The sequence below is a fragment of the Sulfuriferula sp. genome (assembly GCF_054605375.1).
Genome location: NZ_JBTSEG010000018.1, coordinates 1 through 21,953, shown reverse-complemented (window position 1 = coordinate 21,953; position 21,953 = coordinate 1). Strand labels below are relative to the sequence as shown.

Here is a 21,953-nt window from a genome sequence, read left to right as displayed (position 1 = left end):
TCTGTCCGGCATCATGGTAAAACTGATTCGCACCATCTTGCTCGTCATGTTATGCGTGGCAACGACTGCACAAACGCAAGAGATCGTGGCTATGGCGACTTCACCCTTTTCGCTGTCGACCGGGCACTCACGCCCTTTCAGCCCCGAACGCAATCATCCGGAAGCCATGCTTAATCAGGTATTGCTTTCGATTAGCCACAATCATCTGGATCAGGCACTCGAAAACATCGATCGTCTGGTCAGCTTTTATCCGGATTTTCGCCTTGCGCAGCTGATACGCGGCGATCTGCTATTGGCTCGCGCACAGCCCATCATGACCATGGGCAATGTCAAGGCAGCCCCCAGTCAACTGGATGATTTACGCTCGGAAGCGCGCGTACGATTGAACAGTTATCTCCAGCAGCCTGCCAAGGGTTTGATTCCGCGCGAATTGCTGCAGCTTGACTCGAGCCAGACAACTGCCGTCGTGGTCGACACGTCGAAATCGCGCTTGTATCTGTTCCAAAACAAGGATGGCGTGCTGACTCGTCTTGCGGATTTTTATGTCACGATCGGTAAAAACGGGAGTGACAAAACCCGTGAGGGCGACAAGCGCACACCGCTGGGCGTGTATTACATCACCGGCAAGAAAGATGGCAAAAAAATAGGGCCTTTATACGGTGATGAGGTCTTCCCGCTGAATTACCCCAATGACTGGGATCAAAAACAGGGACGCCGCGGACACGGTATCTGGCTGCATGGCACACCTTACGATACCTACAGCCGCGCTCCGAAATCCAGTGATGGGTGTGTGGTGCTGGCTAATTCCGACTTGAGCGAACTGGGTAAATACCTGACAATCGGAATAACCCCGATGATCATTACCGCGCATATCGACTGGGTTTCGCCGCAAAGCATTGATACCGACAAGGCAACGCTGATAAGTGCTCTGGAATCCTGGCGGCACGACTGGGAAAGTCTTAACACCGCATTATATCTGAAGCATTATGCTGGCAGCTTCAGTGCAAACGGTGAAAATCTTACCGACTGGGCTGCAGAAAAAAAACGTATCAACGAGACAAAAAGCTGGATCAAGATCAAATTATCGCAAATCAGCGTGCTTGAATATCCGGGCGAAAACGATATGGTCGTAGTGAACTTCGACCAGGATTATCGGAGTAGCAACTTGAATTCCCGTAGCCGCAAACGGCAATATTGGCAAAATATCCACGGCGAATGGAAAATCGTCATGGAATCCACACTTTAAAATTCACCCTCAATATTGGAGCATATATATGGTCAAGCTGCATACCAACCACGGCGTCATCACCATTGATCTCTACGCCGACAAGGCACCCAAAACTGTCGCCAATTTTCTCGACTATGTGAATAGCGGTGCTTATAACAACACTATTTTTCATCGCGTGATCGACGGTTTCATGGTCCAGGGCGGCGGATTCGAACCGGGTATGAACCAGAAACCGACTAATGCACCGGTCGAAAATGAAGCTGCCAATGGCCTGAAAAACGAGGCTTATACGGTTGCGATGGCCCGCACCCCGGACCCGCATTCGGCCACTGCCCAGTTCTTTATCAACATCGCCAATAACAGCTTCCTGAATTTTACCGCTGCCACACCGCAAGGATTCGGCTATTGCGTCTTCGGCAAGGTCGTGGAAGGTCAGGACATCGTGGATAAAATCAAGAAAGTCAAAACAGGTAATCGCGCCGGCCATCAGGACGTACCATCCGAGGACGTCATCATCGAGCGCGCCGAAGTCGCCTGATCGCATGGGTGGCAAGCCGCACAGCCTGTTCATCTCGGATCTGCATCTGTGCGAGAGCCGGCCGCAAATCAGCCGGCTGTTTTTTGATTTTATGGAAACGCGCGCGGCTGATGCCGAGGCACTCTACATTCTTGGTGATCTCTTCGAGTCCTGGGTGGGCGATGATGACGAAACGGCCTTGAGCCGTGACGTTGTTCATGCGATACGCAGACTCACCGAGCGTGATGTGGCGGTGTACCTGATGCATGGCAACCGCGATTTTTTGCTGGCGCAGGCATTTGCCGATGCATGTGGCGCGCAGCTTCTGGAAGATCCCACGCTGCTGAATTTATACGGCCAACCCACCCTGCTCATGCATGGCGATACGCTGTGCACGGATGACACCGCCTATCTGGCGTTCCGGACACAAGTACGCGATCCTGCCTGGCAAGCGGGTTTTCTTGCCCAGCCGCTTGCAAAACGCCATGCAATGGCCCAGCAGGCACGCACTCATAGCGAACAGGCCAAACAGGAAAAAGCGGCCGAAATTATGGACGTGAATCATCAGGCCGTGATCGAAACGCTGCGCAAATATGGCTATCCACGCCTGATTCATGGTCACACTCACCGCCCCGCCCACCATCAATTAACAATTGACGGGCACGCATGCGAGCGTTGGGTATTGCAGGACTGGTACGACAAGGGCGGTTATCTGCGCTGCGACTCGCAGGGTTGCGCTACACAATCCCTTAATTTCCCTGGATCTGATCCGCGTTAATGATTTTGTATGTTGACGGCAACTGGAACAGTGCCGGTTGCGACGCCCGCACGCTGTTGGACACATAACGACGGCTACGCCCGTTGACATACAGTTCCTGGATGGGCAACCCATATTGCAGGGTTCGACGAATCTCGAATACATGCTGCACCAGATCGCACTGATCGCGCATTTCCGGTGGTGTTCGCTGCCAGGTGAGTGACTCCACCCAAGTCAGTGCTTGCCGATAAGTGGCGAGCGCGGATACGACATCCGGCAAAAGCTTTTGCGTCGCAGTGATTTCCATGCAAGGCTTGCCATTCACGCCGAGAGTGAATTTCCGGGTATCGCCCGGCAACTGTTTGACCTCCTCCTGGATTTTCCACGGCGTGGGTTTTGCCAGTTTCACCTTATGCGGATTGTAGCGATAAATATTCTTCTCGCTCTGTATTACGTTATAAATCGCGCCCGAATGCCGGTCCATCAAAATAAAATCGCCAGTGTCCTTGCCTGAATCCATCCGCATGAATTTCGTGTTCACCAGGATACGGGTTGGATAAGCCGCAGTACCCGGGTCCTGGTCGAGATAGTCCAGTTCGGTCATGTTCTCGGCCAGACCCAACACCGGCCATAACAGCATCAGCCAGACAACGCCTTTAATCAGTTTGTTCATAACGCGTCCAATCCTCTCGCCAGATCATGTTGAATATCGCGCACCGATTCCAGTCCCACTGCCACCCGCAATAGCCCGTCACCGATACTTGCGGCGCTACGCTGTTCTGGCGCCAGCCTGCCATGCGTGGTGGTCGCAGGGTGGGTAATGGTGGTTTTCGCATCACCCAGATTTGCGGTAATGGAAATCATGCGGGTTGCATCCACCACTTTCCATGCTGCCTCTTTACCGCCTTTTACATCGAATGCAAGGATACCGCCGCCACTACGCTGCTGGCGCATGGCCAGTTCGTGCTGCGGGTGCGATGGCAGGCCCGGATAATATACGCGCTCCACACCCGGATGCTGCTCCAGCCAGTTCGCCAATTGCAACGCTGAAGCAGAATGGGCATCCATGCGCAACTTCAGCGTCTCCATCCCTTTCAGAAATATCCAGGCATTGAAGGCGCTCAGCGTGGGCCCCGCAGTACGCAAAAAAGTAAACACGCCTTCCATCAATTCCCGGCTGCCCAGGACAGCGCCTCCCAGCACCCTGCCCTGACCGTCCAGATACTTGGTGGCAGAATGAATGACGATATCCGCCCCCAGCGTCAGTGGACGTTGCAACGCCGGTGAGCAGAAACAATTGTCTACTGCGAGCCGTGCACCACATTCCTTGGCCAAGGCAGAAAGCGATGCGATGTCGCTGATTTCAGTCAGTGGATTGGATGGCGATTCAAGGAAAAACAATTTGGTATTGGGGCGTACCGCATGGCGCCATTCGTCCACATTGGTCGCTGATACCAGCGTAGTCTCTATTCCAAAGCGCGCCATGATGTTGTTGAACAATTGCACCGTGGAGCCAAAGATGGAACGCGAAGCAACAATATGGTCGCCGGCCGACAGCAGCCCCATCACGGTGGCCAGGATGGCGGACATGCCGGAAGCCGTCGCAACACAGCGCTCCGCTCCCTCCAGTGCGGCCAGACGCTGTTCGAACATGGTCACAGTGGGGTTGGTGAAGCGCGCGTAAATATTGCCCGGTTCCTCACCCTTGAAGCGCGCCGCTGCCTGCGCGGCACTGTTGAACACGAAGCTGGAAGTGAGGAACAACGCCTCGCTATGCTCGTTGAACTGGCTGCGCTCTATACCGGCGCGCACGCCCAGGGTTTCAATATCGTAATTTTCGTCCATGCTGTCTCCAATAAAAAAACCCGTTCAGCCTGAAGCTGGAACGGGTTGTTCCGCTTTAGCTGAATTTATTAAGCGCCCGCAAGCTGTTTCAAATCGGCGCATGAGGTTGACTATAGCGCTACGCGCCACAGCGCGTCAACCCGCGCGTCCGCCAGCAACCAGATTAAGGTCGAGTTGCAAGGTATCCATATCGTTGCCATCCTTCAAGCCCGGATTGCAGCGTACGGACTCAATCATGGCCAGATAGGCATCGGAAATGTCACCGGTGACATATTCGCCATTGAAACAGGATGCATCGAAATGCAGCAAACCCGGGTTGAGTTTGCGCACTGCCTCAATCAGCGAATCGATATCCTGATAGATCAGTGCATCCGCGCCGATTTCATGGGCAATTTCTGCGTCAGTGCGGCCCGTAGCAAGCAATTCCTGACGCGTCGGCATGTCAATGCCATACACATTGGGAAAACGCACCGGCGGCGCAGCGGAGGCAAAAAATACCCTGCGTGCACCTGCATCGCGGGCCATTTGCACAATCTCGCGGCTGGTGGTGCCGCGTACGATGGAATCGTCCACCAGCAGCACGTTCTTGTCTTTAAACTCCATCCCGATGGCATTGAGTTTCTGGCGCACCGATTTCTTGCGCATCGCTTGCCCGGGCATGATGAAAGTACGGCCGATATAGCGATTCTTGATAAACCCTTCGCGGTAGGCCAGGCCGAGTTGATTGGCCAGTTGCAGCGCACTGGGGCGGCTGGTATCCGGAATCGGGATCACCACATCAATATCCAGATGGCTCCAGTCGCGACGAATCTTTTCCGCCAGGCTCTCACCCATGCGTAGCCTGCTCTCGTAGACGGATACCCCATCGATCACCGAATCCGGACGCGCCAGGTAAACATATTCAAAAATGCACGGATAGTACTCGGTCCGCTGCGCGCATTGCATGCTGTGGAACTGCCCGGCTTCGTCAATATAAACTGCCTCGCCGGGTGCGACATCGCGCATGATTTTGAAATCCAGTGCGTCAATCGCCACGCTTTCCGAGGCCACCATGTATTCCATGCCTGTTGCGCTTTGACGGCTGCCAATGATCAGCGGGCGGATGCCATAAGTGTCGCGAAATGCCAGCAGCCCATGCCCGGCGACCATCGCAACCACCGCATAGGCGCCCTTGCAACGTCGATGCACTCCCGATACCGCCTTGAAAATCCGCTCCGGACTGAGCCGGTGGCTGTTGCCCACTTCCACCAGTTCATGCGCCAGAACATTCAGCAGCACTTCAGAATCGGAACTGGTATTCACATGCCGCAGGTCAAGCCGGAACAGATCCTCCTTGAGCTGGTCGGCATTAGTAAGATTACCATTGTGGGCAAGCACGATTCCAAACGGCGAATTGACATAAAAAGGCTGCGCTTCAGCGCTGGAAGCCGCATTACCTGCGGTCGGATAACGCACATGACCGATACCCGCATTGCCCAGCAGGTTACGCATGTCGCGGGTGCGGAACACATCACGCACCAGGCCGTTGGCCTTGTGCATGTGGAAAGTATTGCCTTCAGCAGTAACAATACCCGCAGCATCCTGGCCACGATGCTGCAGCACCAGCAGGCCATCGTAGAGCAGCTGGTTGACGGGGCTATGAGAAACGATGCCGATTATGCCGCACATGATAATTACCTGTAATGAAGATGATTGACCAGATCAATCGGCAACCACGGTTTAACCATAATAGCCAAGGTTTCAAATATCCCGGAAAACGCCGCCTGGCGCCACATATCGGTTTTCGGCAACTGGGTCAATCCGGCAATCAGCACCAGTATGGTTACTATCACCACCCCACGCAGAAAACCGAATGCCACACCCAATATTCGATCTATGGGCCCCAAGCCAAGTGCCTTCAATGACTCCGATAACAGCAAACTCAATAACATCGCCAGCGCCATCACCACGATGAAGATGAGGAGGAATCCGGCCAGATAACGTAAGGCCGGATTACTAATAAAATGCGGCATGATGCCTGCTGCAGTCGTGGCAAATGCTTTTGCTGTCACGAAAGCCAATACCCAGGCCGCCAGTGACAATATTTCCTTGACCGCCCCCCGCATCAAGCCGATCAACACTGATAGAGCAATAATCGCGATGACAACAAAATCGAAACCGGTCACGGTTTGTCTATACTCACCACGGTTGATTGAATCCCAAGAAGGGCAATCCTGGCCTGCGCACTATCCGCCTGTTCGCGGGTTTTAAAGGGTCCCGCGCGCACTCTGGTGGCACCGCCCGACAATGCTTCAGTATAGGTATGAATCCCGCCAGCCTGCAGCTTGTCACGCAGCTGGCCCACATTATCCGTATTGCTGAATGCACCTAACTGAACAACAAAATGGGTGGTCAGCACCGGTTTTTCAAGTGCCGTTGCGGTTGTTTTGTGAGCAGGTTCAGCTTTCTGCACAGGCTTCTCTGGTGCTTTTTCGGTCGTCTGTACTGGTTTGTGCTCAAGCGCAGGTTTAGGCGCAACGGGCTTGCGCTCGCTACTGGATTCCTGTAACGGCCTGGTTTTTGGCGCAACCTGATTGTCTTCCGTAGCTGCTGGGGAGGGCGGCGCGCTCATTTTATCGGTTGCCACCGGTGCTTCAGGAGGCGTAACCACTGGTGCGGCAGGCACGCTGGAAACAACTGGCGGAGCGGACGCCAAGGGGGCTGCCGTGGGCGATGGAATGCGAATTTCAATATCACGATCCAGCGGGCGTGGTTGCTTGTCCAGCAACATGGGCAGCACAATTGCTGCCAGCAATAGCAGCGTCCCGGCACCCAGCAGGCGGCGGCGCGCGCGACGGCGCAAGCGCAATTGTTCTTCAGTAGTGGCTTGAATGGCCATGATGCAATATTTTCCTGTTTATCTGCCAGTCAGTTGCAATACTTGAGCGACAGTGTAGAAGGAACCAAAGACGCAGATTCTATCATTTTCGCTTGCCCGTTCACAGGCACGCGACCATCCATTTTCGACATTATCGCTACATATTATCGATCCACGAACGCCGGCTTGACGTAACGCATCATAAAGCACCTGTGCCGTCGCTCCGCGTGCCACATTCAGACTGGCCAACAACCATTCATCTATTTCGGCATGCATGGCCTGCACCACACCATCGATATCCTTGTCTGCAAGCATCCCCATAAGGGCGAGTGTTTTACCGCTGCTCGGGCGGGCTTTCAAATTGGCTGCCAGTGCAGCGGCAGCATGCGGATTGTGTGCCACATCCAGTATCACCTCGGGTTGTCCAGGCAATATCTGGAAGCGCCCTGCAACTTGTGCGCTCTGCAAACCTTGATGAATCGCCACCTCGCTGACCGGCAAACTGTCTTCGAGAGTTTCCAGTGCCGCAATGGCACAGGCGGCATTATTCAACTGATATCGGCCCAGCATGACCGGATTGGGCAAATTCCGATATTCACGCTGGCCGATGTAATGCCAGTCTCTTGCCCCGGTCTCTATGCTGAATGCCTGCCCGATAATGCGTAAATCCGCACCGATAGCGGCGGCATGCCGAGTCAGGGATTGCGGAGGGCAAACTTCCCCGCAAACAGCGGGACGATCGGGACGGAAAATTCCGGCTTTCTCAAATCCTATCTTTTCGCGCGTATCGCCCAGATACTCGGCGTGGTCAATGTCCACACTGGTGACAATTGCGCACGCCGGATCGAATACATTGACGGCATCGAGCCTTCCGCCCAGACCTACTTCCAGCACCATGACATCGACTTCTGCACGGTCAAACAGCCACACGGCAGCCAGCGTGCCAAACTCGAAATAACTCAGCGATACCGGCCCGCGTGCGGCCTCAACCGCCGCAAAAGCCCTGCACAGGGCCGCATCATCGACTTCGCAACGATCCATACGGATACGCTCGTTATAACGCAGCAGATGCGGTGACGTATACAGACCCACCTTGTATCCTGCCGCAGCAAGCATGGCTTCCAGATAGGTGCAGACCGACCCTTTACCATTCGTGCCACCGACCAGGATCACGGGCATGGGAGGCAACAGTTGCAGCGCAATTCTGACCAAATCGACCCGTTCCAGCCCTAACTCGATCGTCTTGGGATGCAGTGCTTCAAGGTGAATTAGCCAATCTGCAAGACTGGCTGGGGTATTGTCCGGCATTCAGGCCGCGGTAGGCATACGCTGCATCATGGTAAGCAAACTGGCCAGCCGATCACGCATTTCACGACGGTCAATAATCAGATCAATCGCACCATGCTGCTGCAGGAATTCAGAACGCTGAAAGCCCTCCGGCAATGTTTCCCGTACCGTCTGTTCAATCACGCGCGGACCGGCAAAACCGATCAGTGCTTTTGGCTCGGCAATAATCAGATCGCCAAGCATGGCAAAACTGGCTGACACACCACCCATAGTCGGATCAGTCAGCACGGAAATAAACGGCAACCTGGCTTCAGCCAGTTTGGTCAATGCTGCGCTGGTTTTCGCCATCTGCATCAGGGAGAACAAGCCTTCCTGCATGCGGGCTCCACCGCTGGCCGCATAACAGATAAAAGGTATTTTATATTCCAGACAGGTTTCGACGCCGCGCACAAAACGTTCACCTACCACGGCGCCCATCGAACCGCCCATGAATTTGAATTCAAACACGGCGACGACGGCCGGCACCGACCTTATACTGCCCTGCATGACGATCAATGCATCTTTTTCTTCCGTAGCACGCTGAGCTTCGGTCAAACGGTCGATATAACGTTTGCTGTCCTTGAACTTCAAGGTATCCAGCGGGGTTATCCTGGCACCGATCTCCTGTTGACCTTCGGCATCCAGCAGCATTGCCAGCCGGGCGCGGGCATCAATACGATGATGGTGGCCACACTTGGGACAAACTTCCAGATTATTTTCCAGATCGGCACGGTACAGCACCGTTTCACAAGTCGGGCACTTGCTCCACAAACCCTCCGGCATGACTTTCTTGGCTGCGCCATCGGTTTCCCTGCGATTGATTTTAGGGCGCAGAATTTTCTGGAACCAACTCATGGAATTTCCTTATTTTGCATCTATCGCAGCACGGATGCCGCTTACGAAATTAGAGAGATTTTCAACAATTTTCTCGCGTGGAGAATTTTCTATTTCCTGCACGATACGACTACCAATCACCACCGCATCAGCAAACCCGGCGATTGCCCGGGCTGTTTCACCATCGTGAATACCGAATCCGACACCGACGGGCAAACCACAATGCTCGCGAATTGCAGGGATATGCGAGGCCACCTCGGTCAAATCGAGGCTGGCCGAACCAGTCACCCCCTTGAGTGAGACATAATATACAAAACCGCTGGCCTTCTGCGCCACCACGTTGATGCGCGCTTCGGGCGTGGTCGGCGAGAGCAGGAAGATCATGTCGACACCATGGGCGGCAAACACATCGGCGACGCCAGCGCTCTCTTCAGGGGGAATATCCACCGTCAACACGCCGTCCACACCAGCCGTGGCCGCAGTTTTTGCAAAAACCTCATACCCCATGCGTTCTACAGGATTGGCATATCCCATCAGTACGATGGGAGTTGTAGTATCGGTTTTACGGAATTCCGCGACCATGCCCAGCACATCCCTGAGCCCGACATGGTGCTTCAGCGCCCGTTCGGACGCACGCTGGATGGTCGGTCCATCCGCCATCGGATCAGAAAAAGGTACTCCCATTTCGATGATATCCGCCCCCGCCGCCACCAGCGCATGCAGAATCGGCACAGTGAGCTGCGGATCAGGATCGCCGGCGGTGATGAAAGGAATCAGCGCGGTTTTATCTTGCGCTTTAAGCGCGGTAAAAGTTTGGCCAATGCGGCTCATTGCATACTCTTCTTGAAATAATCCGTATCGGGAAGCTTCACCGGATTTGATGAAATATTCACGCCAGCCACCTGTCTGGATGCATTAAAGCGCTATCCCTGAAATCTTCGCCACGGTATTGATGTCCTTGTCACCCCGCCCGGACAGATTGACCAGCAGCACTTGATCCTTGTTCATGCCAGGCGCCATCTTGGCTGCATGAGCGAGCGCATGACTGGATTCCAGCGCGGGAATAATGCCTTCAAACCGGCATAAATCATGGAAAGATTTCAGGGCTTCGTCGTCGTCGATGGCAACGTATTCAGCACGGCCGCTATCCTTGAGCCAGGCGTGCTCCGGGCCAACCCCGGGGTAATCAAGACCGGCGGAAATCGAATGTGTTTCGATGATCTGGCCGTTCTCATCCTGCATCAGGTAACTGCGGAAACCATGCAGCACACCGGGAGTGCCGGCAGACAGGGGGGCTGCATGGCGGCCGGTGGCAACACCGTCCCCTCCGGCTTCAACACCAATCAAACGCACGTCCTTGTGATCGAGGTATGGGTAAAAAATACCGATGGCATTGGAGCCGCCACCCACGCAGGCAATCACTGCATCGGGCTGACGACCGATCATGTCTGGCATCTGGGTGAGGCACTCGTCGCCGATGACGGACTGAAAATCCCGCACCAGCATGGGATAAGGGTGCGGGCCAGCTGCGGTTCCCAGAATATAAAAGGTCGATTCAACGTTGGTGACCCAGTCGCGCATGGCCTCGTTGAGCGCGTCCTTCAGGGTTTTTGAGCCGGAAGATACGGGTACGACGGTAGCACCCAATAACTTCATCCGATACACATTGGGCGACTGCCGAATCACATCATCTGAGCCCATGTAGACGACACATTCCATGCCGTAGCGTGCTGCCACGGTAGCCGAGGCGACGCCATGCTGGCCCGCACCAGTTTCAGCAATAACTCGCTTCTTGCCCATGCGCCGCGCCAGTAACGCCTGGCCGATGGTGTTGTTTATTTTATGCGCGCCGGTGTGGTTGAGGTCTTCACGCTTGAGGTATATCTGCGCGCCCCCCAGATGCTCCGACCAGCGCTTGGCATGATAAATCGGACTGGGGCGTCCAACATAGTGCTTCAACTCATATCGGAATTCAGCCATGAAGGCAGCATCCTTGCGCGCCAGTTCATATTCGCGACGCAGTTCGTCAAGCGCTGCAATCAGCGTCTCAGCGACAAAAATACCGCCGTATGGGCCAAAATGTCCGCGTTCGTCCGGAAGTTCACCGATCCGCATTACTCACCTCTTGAATGAATTGCGCGACCTTGGTCGCGTCTTTGATACCTTTACTGATTTCTACGCCGCTGGACACATCCACAGCCCACGGATGCACTCTTTGAATGGCATGGCGCACGTTTTCCGGTCCCAGCCCGCCAGAGAGTATCAATGGCAAGGGCAGCTTGTCAGGAATCAATGCCCAGTCGAAAACCTGGCCCGTGCCACCCGCCTGACCAGGCACGAAAGCATCCAGCAACAGGCCCAGCGCATCCGGGTATAAGGCCGCGTATTGTATCAAATCCAGACCACTTCGGATTCTTGCCGCCTTGATATAAGGCACACCAAACTGTCGACAATATTCCGGCGGCTCATCACCGTGAAATTGCAGTAAGTCGGGACGCAAGCCGGCAAGTACCGTGTCTACTTGCGCTGCATCGGCATCCACAAACAACGCAACGCGGCTAACAAAAGCGGGTAATGCCTGGCTGATGGCACTGGCTTGTTCCACAGAGATATGGCGCGGGCTGGGTGGATAGAACACCAGCCCGATCGCATCCGCGCCACTGTGGGCGGCTAGCACAGCATCGGTCACACGGGTCAGGCCACAGATTTTTATTCGGGTTCGCATGAAATATTTTATTCAAAAATCAAGGCGTTGCGTTACTGGCAAGCCCCATTCTTCAGCATATTGCACAGCGCTCAAGTATAACCCATCCGGCGCAAAGGTCGGCGCAGCGAATTTACGATCACGCTGCTCCAGCAATTCCGCCAACCAGAAAGGCGCATGCTTGCCTTTACCCACATATACCAGCGCGCCAACGATGTTGCGCACCATATGCTGCAGGAAGGCATTGGCTTTTAGGTCGAATATGATATGGTCGCCGTCACGCCGGATATCCAGATTGTGCAATTCACGCACCGGGGATTTCGCCTGACAGGCGGCGGCTCGAAAAGCACTGAAATCGTGAGTCCCGATCAATAACTGTGCTGCTGCACGCATGGGTTCTAGTGCCAGTGGCGCATGAAACCAGCCGGTTCTGCCTGCCTGCAATGCCGGGCGCACCGGATGATTGAGCAGCACATAGCGGTAGCTGCGCGCCAAAGCGCTGAAACGGGCATGAAAGTCCTGCGTAACCGTACATGACCATAGCACCGCCACACTATCCGGCAAAAAACTATTCACGCCGCGTACCCAAGCACTCATTGGACGATCGAAGCGAGTATCGAAATGAACTACCTGCATGGCTGCGTGGACACCTGCATCAGTACGGCCGGCCGCGATCACCTCAACCGGATGCCCGGCGATATTCGCCAGCGCGCGTTGCAGCGCATCTTGCACACCACAACCATCGGATTGCGTCTGCCAGCCACAAAAATTCCTGCCGTCATATTCCAGCCCGAGTGCAATTCTTGCCATAACTACCTACCAGAGCGTTACTGCGCCAACAGCCAGCGCTAATAGCAGACTTAGATAATCAGTCCATCCCATTGCCTGATCCTGCAATTCGATGTGCGATGGTGCTTCCGTAGCCATAGCCGCATTTAACTGTAACGCTTCAAGACGTTGCTTCATATTTATTGTCCGGGTATCGGCCAGGGCGGCTTCAGCATAGTGCAATGTAAGCCAGAGACGCACCGCAATGCGTTCCGCATCCACACCCAGTAATCGTAGCGGACTTAAAATCCTGAACAGGCCGAGCAGCAAATCGTTACGGGAAGTGTGGATCATCAGTACGGAAAGCGCCGCCAGCAGCAGGATCATGCGCATCAGACGCAATATCCCATACTGCAAGCCTTGCACGCTTGGACTGAAGCTGCCCAGCGCAGCGGAAATATTTTCACCCGGCAGCGTATACGCATATATCACCAGCAAAGTCAGCAATAACCAGCGAGTACGGCGCAGGTAACGCAGAAACTGATTCAGCGTAACGCCGCGCAACCATGGTATCAAACCCAGTGCGGCCACAATCAGCATCGCAGGCTGGACGAATTCCAGCCATACAACAAAAAACAGCCACAGCACGATGGCTGTGGCTGGATGCAGTTTGCAACGAATTGATGATAGGCTAAGCATCAACCAATCTGGGTAAGGAGCGTCTGGGCATCCTCTTTTTGCGTAACGTTCCCTTCCTGAAGGACTTCCTGCAGAATTTCCCGGGCATTTTCCTTGTCACCCATTTCCTGATAAACGCGAGCCAGATCGAGCTTGGTTGCCACTTCCTGGAATGCCTCGTCAGCCTCATCCCCGGATGTACCCATATCGCCAATATCATTCAAATCCAGGCTGATATCGGAAAAATCCATATCCGGTGCAGTATCGGATTCGGATGTTGCCAACGGCGCTTCAGTTTCCGGCAGATCAAAGTCAAAGTCCAGACCATTCTCGGCCATTTGTTCCGATTCAAGCGGCGTGGCTGTGGCACCACTGTTGAAATCAGGTGCCGCAAAGTTCAGATCAGGGAAATCCAGCTCGTCATGAGCAACAGGATTAGCTTCTATATTGACTTTCTCATCAGGCAAATCCATCGAATCCAGATCATCAAACACCAGATCTTCATGCGCGGCATGCTTTTCAACCGCCTCGGCAATAATGCCCTGCTCCGCGCCCGATGTGAAATCCAGGCTCCGGTCAGATGTATCTGACGCCGTCCCGGTCATATCTAACTGATGGGAAAAATCCGATGCAGTTTCGTCATGATGTGCTGCGCCTGCGACGGGAGCATCAAGATCATCCTCACGTCTGCGCGAAGCCAGCGCAACCGTTGCCATGCCCGCTGCAGCCATGACTGCCGTTGCTGCAGCGTCCTTGTTATTTCCCGAACCTTCCGGTTGCTGTATTTCACCTGTGTTGTTGTACAGTGGATTATTGGGATCCAGCTTGCGCCCAAGTTCTGCCGCCTTGGCCCACACCGGCGTGCTCTCGCCACCCAGTGCTGCATACAGTTCAGTGGCAATGGACTCAAATGCAGGCAGGTTTTTACGGGCTGCATAAATTTCCAGCAATTTAAGATGAATTTCATGCCTGCCCGGATCCTTGGTCAGCGCTTCCTTCAGGATTTCCTCAGCCTGCGCATCGCGTCCATAGGCCATATAAACCTCGGCTTCTGCGATTGGATCCACGTCATGTGTGTCTATCGTGCCCAGGCCAGCCTGGCTGAAGTCTGTCAGGAACGACGTACCACTTGTATTCACCGCACTACCACCACCTTGCGTACCATAGACGGTATTGGCGCGGATATCAGTGCCAGCCATGATACTGTCTTCAAAATTCGACAAGCCCTTGCGCCGGCGTTTGCCGTGCATCATGAACGCCAGCAAGGCCAGCAGCAATGCGGCCAAGGCACCACCACCCAGGTAAAGTGGATCAATGCTTTCATACCAGCTGACACCGCCATTGCCAGGTGCAGGTGTTACCGCCGTTGGTGCTGCAGGCTTAGGGGTAGCAACAGTTGGCGGTGGGCTTACCGGTTTGACGGGCACTGGCGGAACAACAGGTGCCGCGACATTCGGCGCTGCAGACTGCGGGGTATTGGACTTGGCGGCATTATTTTGCAGTTCCGCCAGCGCCTGGCTCTTGATGTCCAGCAGACGCTGCATGTCCTGGATGTTTTTCTCGAGCGCTGCGACGCGATTATTGGCATCCTGCAGGGCTTTTTGCTGAGCGGCGGCATCCTCCTGCATAGCGGAGAGCTTGTTCTGCGTAGCCGCTATCTGTTGGGTATCTTTGCCTGAGGCTGCTTTACCGGCCGGGGCTTCACCTTTGGAGAGGGTAAGCACATCCTTGCCGGCTTGTGCCTGGGCAGCCTTATCTTCCACTTTCGGCATGATTTTGCCGACCGCCTGGGCGGATTTCTCTGGTGCAGCTGGCGTACTGGCCACTTCACCCGCCAGTTTCTGGCGGTAACTTTGCCAATCTGCCGATTGCAGCTTGATATCGCGAGCAGCTTCCGACACCGGGATCGCCGCAACCTGCTCTTTAGTTGGCATCTTCAGAATCTTGCCGGCCTTAAGGCGGTTCATATTATTGCCATCAAAAGCCTTGCGGTTTTCGCGATACAGCCCTACCAGCATTTGTTCGAGATTGACACCATCAGGCTTGGTTCGACTGGCGATAGACGTCAGCGTGTCGCCACGCTTGACATGGATATTATCCGGCTGCGTCATGCCTTTTTCTGCCGCATGAGTCGATTTTCGCGCAGCGGTCGCGCCATTGCTCGTGTTGGATCCGGCAGATGACTGGGGCCCTGTTGTAGAACCCGTGGATGTTCCGGTGCCGTTTCCAGCAGTTTGGGCTGTAGTTACTTGCAATGGCGCGACTGTGGTTTGCGCCATTGCCGCCCCTGGCGGATCCAGCAAGACCGTGTATTCACGAACCATTCGGCCTGTAGCCCAATCCAGCTCGATCAGCATGTCCAGGAAAGGATCATTGATCGGCTTGCTGGATGTAATTTTTAGTATCGCGCGGCCATCGGGTTTTTTATCGACGGCAAACTTGAGATTATATAGCGCTGCTGCAGGATTGATTTTGGCTTCGCGGAAGGCATCATTGCCCGCCAGTCGGGCGGACAAGGCATCAAGTTCCGTTTTGTCTTTGGCAAGCAACTCTATTTCCGCATTGAGGGGCTGCCCCAAAGCAGACCTGACGGACAGTTTTCCCAACCCGGCCGCCTGTGAAGTCAATGGCAGCAACATCAACAAACCTGCCGACAGATAACTCGCAATGATCTTTTTTTGACTCATGCCAATCCCTCGTTACTGAAGACTTTTGTCAAGAACTTCATGTAGTTATATTGTGAATTTAAAGCCAGCCATATCAATACGCTTATTTCAGATATTTTTCAATAAAAATTTCTGCGATGTTGACACAATTCAGCGCTGTTCCGGCTCGAATATTGTCCGCAACTATCCACATGTTCAATCCGTTTGGATGCGAAACATCTGCACGGATTCGGCCTATCAACACATCATCTTGCGCTGCCGCATCCAGCGGTGTGGGGAAGCTGCCATCCTCGCGTTCGTCTATTACGGTCACACCCGGCTTATTCTTTAGCAAATTACGTGCAGCCTCTTCACCTATTTTGCTGCGCGTCTCGATATGCAGCGCCTGGGCATGTCCATAAAACACGGGGACACGCACTGACGTCGGGTTGATCGCCATGCTTTCATCGGCCAGCACACGCTGCGTTTCTTTCACCATTTTCATTTCTTCTACCGTATAACCACTATCCAGAAATGCGCCAATTTGCGGCAGAAGATTGAATGCGATCCGTTTTGGATAAACAGCATTTTCTGTTTCAGACAGATTGAAAATGGCACGGGTCTGATCAGCCAGCTCATTGATGGCATCCTTGCCGCTACCCGAGACGGACTGGAAAGTAACGGCATTGACACGACTGATTCCAACAGCGTCGTGAATCGGCTTGAGCGCCTTCAGTAAATGGATGGTCGCCGCATTGGGGCTGGCGATCAGCCTGCGCGGCAAATAACCGGCAATGCTTTCCGGGTTCACGTCTGCCACGATCAGTGGCACCGCCGTATCCATACGGAATTGCGGGCTGCTGTCGATCACCACACAGCCTGCCGCTGCGGCCCTGGCGGCATAATGCGCTGCTGCTTCAGCGCCGGCAGCAAACAATGCTATGCGTACTTGGGAAAAATCAAATTGCTCGGCATCCTGAACCACAATATCGCGTCCTGCGATACTGATCTCCTCCCCTACCGACAGACTGGGGGAGAGCAGATACAACTTGCCCAACGGGAAATTGCGTTCGGACAAATGCTCCAGCATTGCTTCACCGGCCAGACTGGTCGCACCAAGGACGGCGACATCGAATTTTTTAGACATCAGGCTTCTATCAGTATGCGCAACATGCGCCGTAACGGCTCGGCGGCGCCCCACAGCAACTGGTCGCCCACCGTGAAGGCCGACAGGTATTCGCCGCCCATGTAAAGTTTGCGCATGCGCCCGATCGGCACGGTTAGCGTACCGTTTACGGCGGTGGGGGTAAGATCGGCCATGCTCGCCTGACGTTCGTTAGGCACCACCTTCACCCAGTCGTTATGGGAAGCGACGATGGCTTCTATCTCATCCACCGGCACGTCTTTTTTCAGCTTGATGGTCAGCGCCTGGCTATGGCAGCGCATCGCGCCGATACGCACGCACACACCATCTATGGCGACCATATCATCGCTGCGGCCCAGTATCTTGTTGGTCTCGGCGCGCGCTTTCCATTCTTCCTTGCTCTGGCCGTTGCCCAGATCCTTATCTATCCAGGGAATCAGGCTACCCGCCAGCGGCACGCCGAAATTGGCGGTCGGAAAACTGTTGCTGCGCATGCTACCGGTCACCTCGCGGTCAATGTCGAGGATGGCGGAAGCCGGGTCATCCAGCAGATTTTTCACCGCACGGTGCGCTTCACCCATCTGGGTAAGCAGCTCGCGCATGTTCTTCGCGCCGGCACCCGAGGCAGCCTGATAGGTCATGGCCGAAATCCAGTCCACCAGGTTTTCGCGGAACAATCCGCCCACTGCCATCAGCATCAGCGAGACGGTGCAGTTGCCGCCGATGAACTCCTTGCCGCCTTTGGCCAGCGCATCCTGGATGACGTGTTTGTTCACTGGGTCGAGAATGATGACACTATCTGCTTCCATGCGCAGCGTGGAGGCGGCGTCGATCCAGTAGCCTTTCCAGCCGGCTGCGCGCAGCTTGCCGAAAATTTCGCTGGTGTAGTCGCCGCCCTGAGTGGAAATGATGGCGTCCATCGCGCGCAGTTCATCCAGATTACGGGCATCTTTCAATGCGGGAACGTCTTTGCCGATATCGGGGCCTTTGCCACCCACCTGCGAAGTGGTGAAAAACACCGGCTCGATCACGTCGAAATCGCGCTCCTCGCGCATGCGCTGCATCAGCACCGAACCAACCATGCCGCGCCAGCCAACCAGACCTACTCGCATCATTTTCTGTGTCTCCTGTTGTTCTTTATTCGGTCAAAGCGCGGCAAGCACTGCGTCGCCCATGGCCGCGCAACCCACTCGGGTGGTGCCGGGTGTGTAAATATCGGCGGTGCGCAGCCCCTGGCTGATCACTTTTTTCACCGCATTCTCAATGCGGTCGGCCACAGCATCGTGGCCGAAGGTATAGCGCATCATCATTGCGACGGAAAGTATCGTGGCGAGCGGATTAGCGATGTCCTGGCCGGCAATATCCGGCGCCGAACCGTGGATGGGTTCGTACATGCCCTTGCGGTGCTCATCCAGTGACGCCGAACCGAGCATGCCGATGGAACCGGTGAGCATGGAGGCCTCGTCGGAAAGGATGTCGCCAAAGATATTCCCGGTGAGGATCACGTCGAACTGCTTCGGGTTGCGCACCAGCTGCATGGCTGCGTTGTCCACGTACATGTGTGACAGTACCACCTTGGGATATTGTCGGGCGGTCTCGATCACCACTTCGCGCCACAGCTCGCTGGTTTCCAGCACGTTGGCCTTTTCCACCGAGCACAGTTTCCTGCCGCGCTTCATGGCGATCTGGAAGCCGATGTGCGCCACGCGCCGCACTTCCGACTCACTGTAGCGCATGGTGTTGTAGCCTTCGCGCTCGCCCGCCGCGTTGACGTGGATGCCGCGCGGCTGGCCGAAGTAGAGGTCGCCGGTAAGCTCGCGCACGATCATCAGGTCCAGCCCCGCCACCACTTCCGGTTTGAGCGTGGAAGCATCAGCCAGCTCCGGATAGAGCGTGGCCGGACGCAGGTTGGCGAACAGGTTGAGTTCCTTGCGGATGCGCAGCAAGCCCTGCTCCGGGCGCATCGGGCGCGGCAGCGTATCGTACTGATAGCCACCCACCGCACCAAGCAGAATTGCGTCGGATTCACGCGCAAGCCTGAGTGTAGCGTCCGGCAATGGATCGCCAGCTGCGTCATACCCCGCTCCGCCGATGCTGGCATGTTCCATCTCGATCCTGAAGCCGTCGCTATCCAGCGCCTGCAACACCTTCACCGCCTGCGCGGTGACTTCGGGACCGATGCCGTCGCCGGGCAATACTGCGATTTTCATAAGGATTCTTTCAATTCAAAATCAGAAAAAATTATACAAACAGCCACGGCGCTTCCTGCTTGCGCCGTTCTTCATAAGCCTGGATTTTGTCCGCCTGCTGCAGGGTCAGACCAATGTCGTCCAGACCATTCAGCAGGCAATGTTTGCGGTGCGCATCCACTTCAAAGCCAAAGGACTCACCGCCGGGTGTGGTCACGGTCTGCCGTTCCATATCTACCCGCAGGGTGTACCCCGGCGCCGCCTCGGTTTCACGAAACAACCGATCGACGACGACCGCGTCCAGCACAATGGGCAACAAGCCGTTCTTGAAGCAGTTGTTATAGAAAATATCCGCAAAACCGGGGGCGATGAGGGCGCGCAGGCCAAAATCCTCCAGCGCCCACGGCGCGTGCTCGCGGCTCGATCCACAGCCGAAATTCTCGCGCGCGAGCAGCACCTGCGCACCCTGGTAACGTGGCTGGTTGAGCACGAAATCCGGATTTTTCGGGCGATTGCTGGCGTCCTGTCCTGGCTCACCGTGGTCGAGATAGCGCCATTCATCGAACAAATTTTGGCCGAAACCGCTGCGTTTGATGGATTTCAGGAACTGCTTGGGAATGATGGCATCAGTATCCACGTTGGCGCGGTCAAGCGGCGCCACCAAGCCGTCTAGTAAGGTAAATGCGCGCATGATTTCACTCCTTCAAGTTAAAATTTACGGACATCGACAAAGTGCCCCGCCACCGCGGCCGCGGCAGCCATGGCCGGACTCACCAGATGGGTGCGCCCGCCCTGCCCCTGGCGGCCTTCGAAATTGCGGTTGGAAGTGGAGGCGCAGCGTTCTCCCGGCTCAAGCCGGTCGGCATTCATCGCCAGGCACATCGAGCAGCCCGGATCGCGCCATTCAAAACCGGCCGCAAGAAATATCCGGTCCAGGCCCTCTTGTTCCGCCTGTTGTTTGACCAGACCGGAACCGGGTACCACCATCGCCAGCTTTACGCTGGCGGCTTTTTGCCGGCCTTTCACCACCGCGGCGGCGGCGCGCAGGTCTTCGATGCGGGAATTGGTACAGGAGCCGATGAACACCTTGTCCACGGCGATTTTCTCGATCGGCGTATTGGCCGCAAGCCCCATATAGGCTAATGCGCGTTCCCAATCGCTGCGCTTTACTTCGGAGGGCGCATCCGCCGGGTCGGGCACACGTCCGTCCACGCTGGTCACCATTTCAGGCGAAGTGCCCCAGGTCACTTGCGGGACGATGGCAGCGGCGTCCATGTGCACTTCCTGGTCGAACACCGCATCCGTATCCGACACCAGCGTGCGCCACCAGTCCACCGCCTGATCCCACTGCTTGCCCGTGGGCGCGTAAGGACGGTCTTTTACATAGTCGATAGTCTTGTCGTCAACCGCCACCATGCCGGCGCGTGCACCCGCCTCGATCGCCATGTTGCACAAGGTCATGCGCCCTTCCATGGAGAGTCCGCGTATCGCCGAGCCGACGAACTCGATCGCGTAGCCGTTACCACCGGCAGTGCCGATTTTGCCGATGATGGCGAGCGCCACGTCCTTGGCGGTCACGCCGCGCCCCAGTTCGCCTTCCACATTGACGCGCATGGCCCTGGATTTTTTGGTGACCAGGCACTGGGTGGCCAGCACGTGTTCCACTTCAGAGGTCCCGATACCGAACGCCAGCGCACCGAATGCCCCGTGCGTGCTGGTGTGGGAATCCCCGCATACCACGGTCATGCCGGGCAGGGTAAGCCCTTCTTCCGGACCGATCACGTGCACGATGCCCTGGCGCACGTCGTTCATCTTGAATTCGACAATGCCGAAATCAGCGCAATTCTGATCCAGCGTTTCCACCTGCAGACGCGAAACCGGGTCGGCAATCCCGCCGGCGCGGTTGGTGGTGGGGACGTTGTGGTCAGCCACTGCCACCGCCGCATCGGCACGACGCGGTGTACGCCCGGCCAGGCGCAGGCCTTCGAATGCCTGCGGGCTGGTTACTTCATGCACCAGATGACGGTCAATATAAAGCAATGTGGCACCATCCGGCTCTTCGTGAACCAGATGGGATTGCCAAAGTTTGTCGTAAAGGGTTTGCGCACTCATGATTGCAGCCACTTGATAGTTGAACCGAAAATTATACACAGGCTGGCGCAAGCATGCACAGAATCAGGCTTCCATCGCCTTGAGTTTCCATGCGACCAAACCAAATCCAAGCGCGGCGAATCCCGCAGCGATGGCAAACGTCCATTGCGCTCCAAGGCTGTCCCAGATCACACCGGCGTACAAGCCGCCCAGGGTGCCACCCGCGCCGAATGCCAGACTACTATATATACCCTGCCCACGCGCCTGATGCCGGCCGCGGAAATAGTGATGGATCAGCGCGACCGCCGACGCGTGGAATGCCCCGAAAGTCGCCGCATGCAGCACCTGGGCAAAAATCACCCAGCCGGGG

At 55.5% G+C, this 21,953-nt stretch carries 22 protein-coding genes; 3 read left to right on the top strand and 19 right to left on the bottom strand.

What is annotated here, in order from left to right; all coding sequences use genetic code 11:
• Positions 1 to 13 precede the first annotated feature (13 nt).
• From ACYCZJ_RS10935 to ACYCZJ_RS10925, 3 genes are read left to right on the top strand one after another with little or no spacing between them, the layout of a single operon-like run.
• Positions 14 to 1,246, top strand: a complete 1,233-nt coding sequence (locus tag ACYCZJ_RS10935) for a L,D-transpeptidase family protein (RefSeq protein ID WP_461554257.1) — start codon at positions 14 to 16, stop codon at positions 1,244 to 1,246.
• A gap of 28 nt (positions 1,247 to 1,274) precedes the next feature.
• The gene (locus tag ACYCZJ_RS10930; protein WP_461554256.1) at positions 1,275 to 1,766 is read left to right on the top strand and encodes a peptidylprolyl isomerase; all 492 of its coding nucleotides are present in this window, start codon (positions 1,275 to 1,277) and stop codon (positions 1,764 to 1,766) included.
• A gap of 4 nt (positions 1,767 to 1,770) precedes the next feature.
• Positions 1,771 to 2,523 carry a UDP-2,3-diacylglucosamine diphosphatase gene (locus ACYCZJ_RS10925; protein WP_461554255.1) on the top strand — a complete coding sequence of 251 codons (753 nt, stop codon included), beginning with the start codon at positions 1,771 to 1,773 and terminating at the stop codon, positions 2,521 to 2,523.
• On the opposite strand, the gene ACYCZJ_RS10920 is transcribed toward ACYCZJ_RS10925, so the two are convergent.
• The 19 genes from ACYCZJ_RS10920 to ACYCZJ_RS10830 all read right to left on the bottom strand — a co-directional run.
• Complete coding sequence (locus ACYCZJ_RS10920; RefSeq protein WP_461554254.1) at positions 2,495 to 3,175, bottom strand: hypothetical protein; 681 nt, start codon at positions 3,173 to 3,175, stop codon at positions 2,495 to 2,497. The genes ACYCZJ_RS10925 and ACYCZJ_RS10920 overlap by 29 nt on opposite strands.
• Complete coding sequence (locus ACYCZJ_RS10915) at positions 3,172 to 4,347, bottom strand: O-succinylhomoserine sulfhydrylase (RefSeq protein WP_461554253.1); 1,176 nt, start codon at positions 4,345 to 4,347, stop codon at positions 3,172 to 3,174. Before ACYCZJ_RS10915 ends, ACYCZJ_RS10920 begins: the two co-directional genes overlap by 4 nt.
• 135 nt (positions 4,348 to 4,482) lie before the next feature.
• Positions 4,483 to 6,015, bottom strand: a complete 1,533-nt coding sequence (purF, locus tag ACYCZJ_RS10910; protein WP_461554252.1) for an amidophosphoribosyltransferase — start codon at positions 6,013 to 6,015, stop codon at positions 4,483 to 4,485.
• Between the two features lie 5 nt (positions 6,016 to 6,020).
• Entirely contained in the window at positions 6,021 to 6,512 is a 492-nt protein-coding gene (locus tag ACYCZJ_RS10905; RefSeq protein ID WP_461554251.1) for a CvpA family protein, read from the bottom strand.
• Complete coding sequence (locus ACYCZJ_RS10900; protein ID WP_461554250.1) at positions 6,509 to 7,225, bottom strand: SPOR domain-containing protein; 717 nt, start codon at positions 7,223 to 7,225, stop codon at positions 6,509 to 6,511. The genes ACYCZJ_RS10905 and ACYCZJ_RS10900 overlap by 4 nt, the downstream gene beginning before the upstream one ends.
• An 18-nt stretch (positions 7,226 to 7,243) precedes the next feature.
• Positions 7,244 to 8,512: a bifunctional tetrahydrofolate synthase/dihydrofolate synthase gene (gene folC / locus ACYCZJ_RS10895; protein WP_461554249.1), complete on the bottom strand. Its 1,269-nt coding sequence runs from the start codon at positions 8,510 to 8,512 to the stop codon at positions 7,244 to 7,246.
• A complete protein-coding gene (gene accD, locus ACYCZJ_RS10890; protein ID WP_461554248.1) occupies positions 8,513 to 9,385 on the bottom strand; it encodes an acetyl-CoA carboxylase, carboxyltransferase subunit beta in 873 nt (290 codons plus the stop codon).
• Between the two features lie 9 nt (positions 9,386 to 9,394).
• Positions 9,395 to 10,195 carry a tryptophan synthase subunit alpha gene (trpA, locus tag ACYCZJ_RS10885; protein ID WP_461554247.1) on the bottom strand — a complete coding sequence of 267 codons (801 nt, stop codon included), beginning with the start codon at positions 10,193 to 10,195 and terminating at the stop codon, positions 9,395 to 9,397.
• A gap of 84 nt (positions 10,196 to 10,279) precedes the next feature.
• Positions 10,280 to 11,479: a tryptophan synthase subunit beta gene (trpB, locus tag ACYCZJ_RS10880; RefSeq protein ID WP_461554246.1), complete on the bottom strand. Its 1,200-nt coding sequence runs from the start codon at positions 11,477 to 11,479 to the stop codon at positions 10,280 to 10,282.
• Positions 11,466 to 12,089 (bottom strand): phosphoribosylanthranilate isomerase, encoded by a 624-nt coding sequence (locus tag ACYCZJ_RS10875; protein ID WP_461554245.1) that lies wholly within the window; start codon positions 12,087 to 12,089, stop codon positions 11,466 to 11,468. Before ACYCZJ_RS10875 ends, trpB begins: the two co-directional genes overlap by 14 nt.
• Positions 12,090 to 12,101: 12 nt before the next feature.
• On the bottom strand, positions 12,102 to 12,878 hold the full coding sequence (truA, locus tag ACYCZJ_RS10870) for a tRNA pseudouridine(38-40) synthase TruA (RefSeq protein WP_461554244.1): 777 nt from the start codon (positions 12,876 to 12,878) through the stop codon (positions 12,102 to 12,104).
• Between the two features lie 6 nt (positions 12,879 to 12,884).
• Positions 12,885 to 13,535: a CbiQ family ECF transporter T component gene (locus ACYCZJ_RS10865; protein ID WP_461554243.1), complete on the bottom strand. Its 651-nt coding sequence runs from the start codon at positions 13,533 to 13,535 to the stop codon at positions 12,885 to 12,887.
• On the bottom strand, positions 13,535 to 16,201 hold the full coding sequence (locus ACYCZJ_RS10860; protein ID WP_461554242.1) for a FimV/HubP family polar landmark protein: 2,667 nt from the start codon (positions 16,199 to 16,201) through the stop codon (positions 13,535 to 13,537). The genes ACYCZJ_RS10865 and ACYCZJ_RS10860 overlap by 1 nt, the downstream gene beginning before the upstream one ends.
• An 82-nt stretch (positions 16,202 to 16,283) precedes the next feature.
• Complete coding sequence (locus tag ACYCZJ_RS10855; protein ID WP_461554241.1) at positions 16,284 to 17,306, bottom strand: aspartate-semialdehyde dehydrogenase; 1,023 nt, start codon at positions 17,304 to 17,306, stop codon at positions 16,284 to 16,286.
• Positions 17,306 to 18,418: an aspartate-semialdehyde dehydrogenase gene (gene asd, locus ACYCZJ_RS10850; protein WP_461554240.1), complete on the bottom strand. Its 1,113-nt coding sequence runs from the start codon at positions 18,416 to 18,418 to the stop codon at positions 17,306 to 17,308. The genes ACYCZJ_RS10855 and asd overlap by 1 nt, the downstream gene beginning before the upstream one ends.
• Positions 18,419 to 18,448: 30 nt before the next feature.
• On the bottom strand, positions 18,449 to 19,513 hold the full coding sequence (leuB, locus tag ACYCZJ_RS10845; protein ID WP_461554239.1) for a 3-isopropylmalate dehydrogenase: 1,065 nt from the start codon (positions 19,511 to 19,513) through the stop codon (positions 18,449 to 18,451).
• A gap of 31 nt (positions 19,514 to 19,544) precedes the next feature.
• Positions 19,545 to 20,183 (bottom strand): 3-isopropylmalate dehydratase small subunit, encoded by a 639-nt coding sequence (gene leuD / locus ACYCZJ_RS10840; protein ID WP_461554238.1) that lies wholly within the window; start codon positions 20,181 to 20,183, stop codon positions 19,545 to 19,547.
• Between the two features lie 17 nt (positions 20,184 to 20,200).
• Positions 20,201 to 21,604, bottom strand: a complete 1,404-nt coding sequence (leuC, locus tag ACYCZJ_RS10835; protein WP_461554237.1) for a 3-isopropylmalate dehydratase large subunit — start codon at positions 21,602 to 21,604, stop codon at positions 20,201 to 20,203.
• A 63-nt stretch (positions 21,605 to 21,667) separates the two neighbouring features.
• A partial coding sequence (locus ACYCZJ_RS10830; RefSeq protein WP_461554236.1) for an MFS transporter occupies positions 21,668 to 21,953 on the bottom strand: 286 nt, incomplete at its 5' end.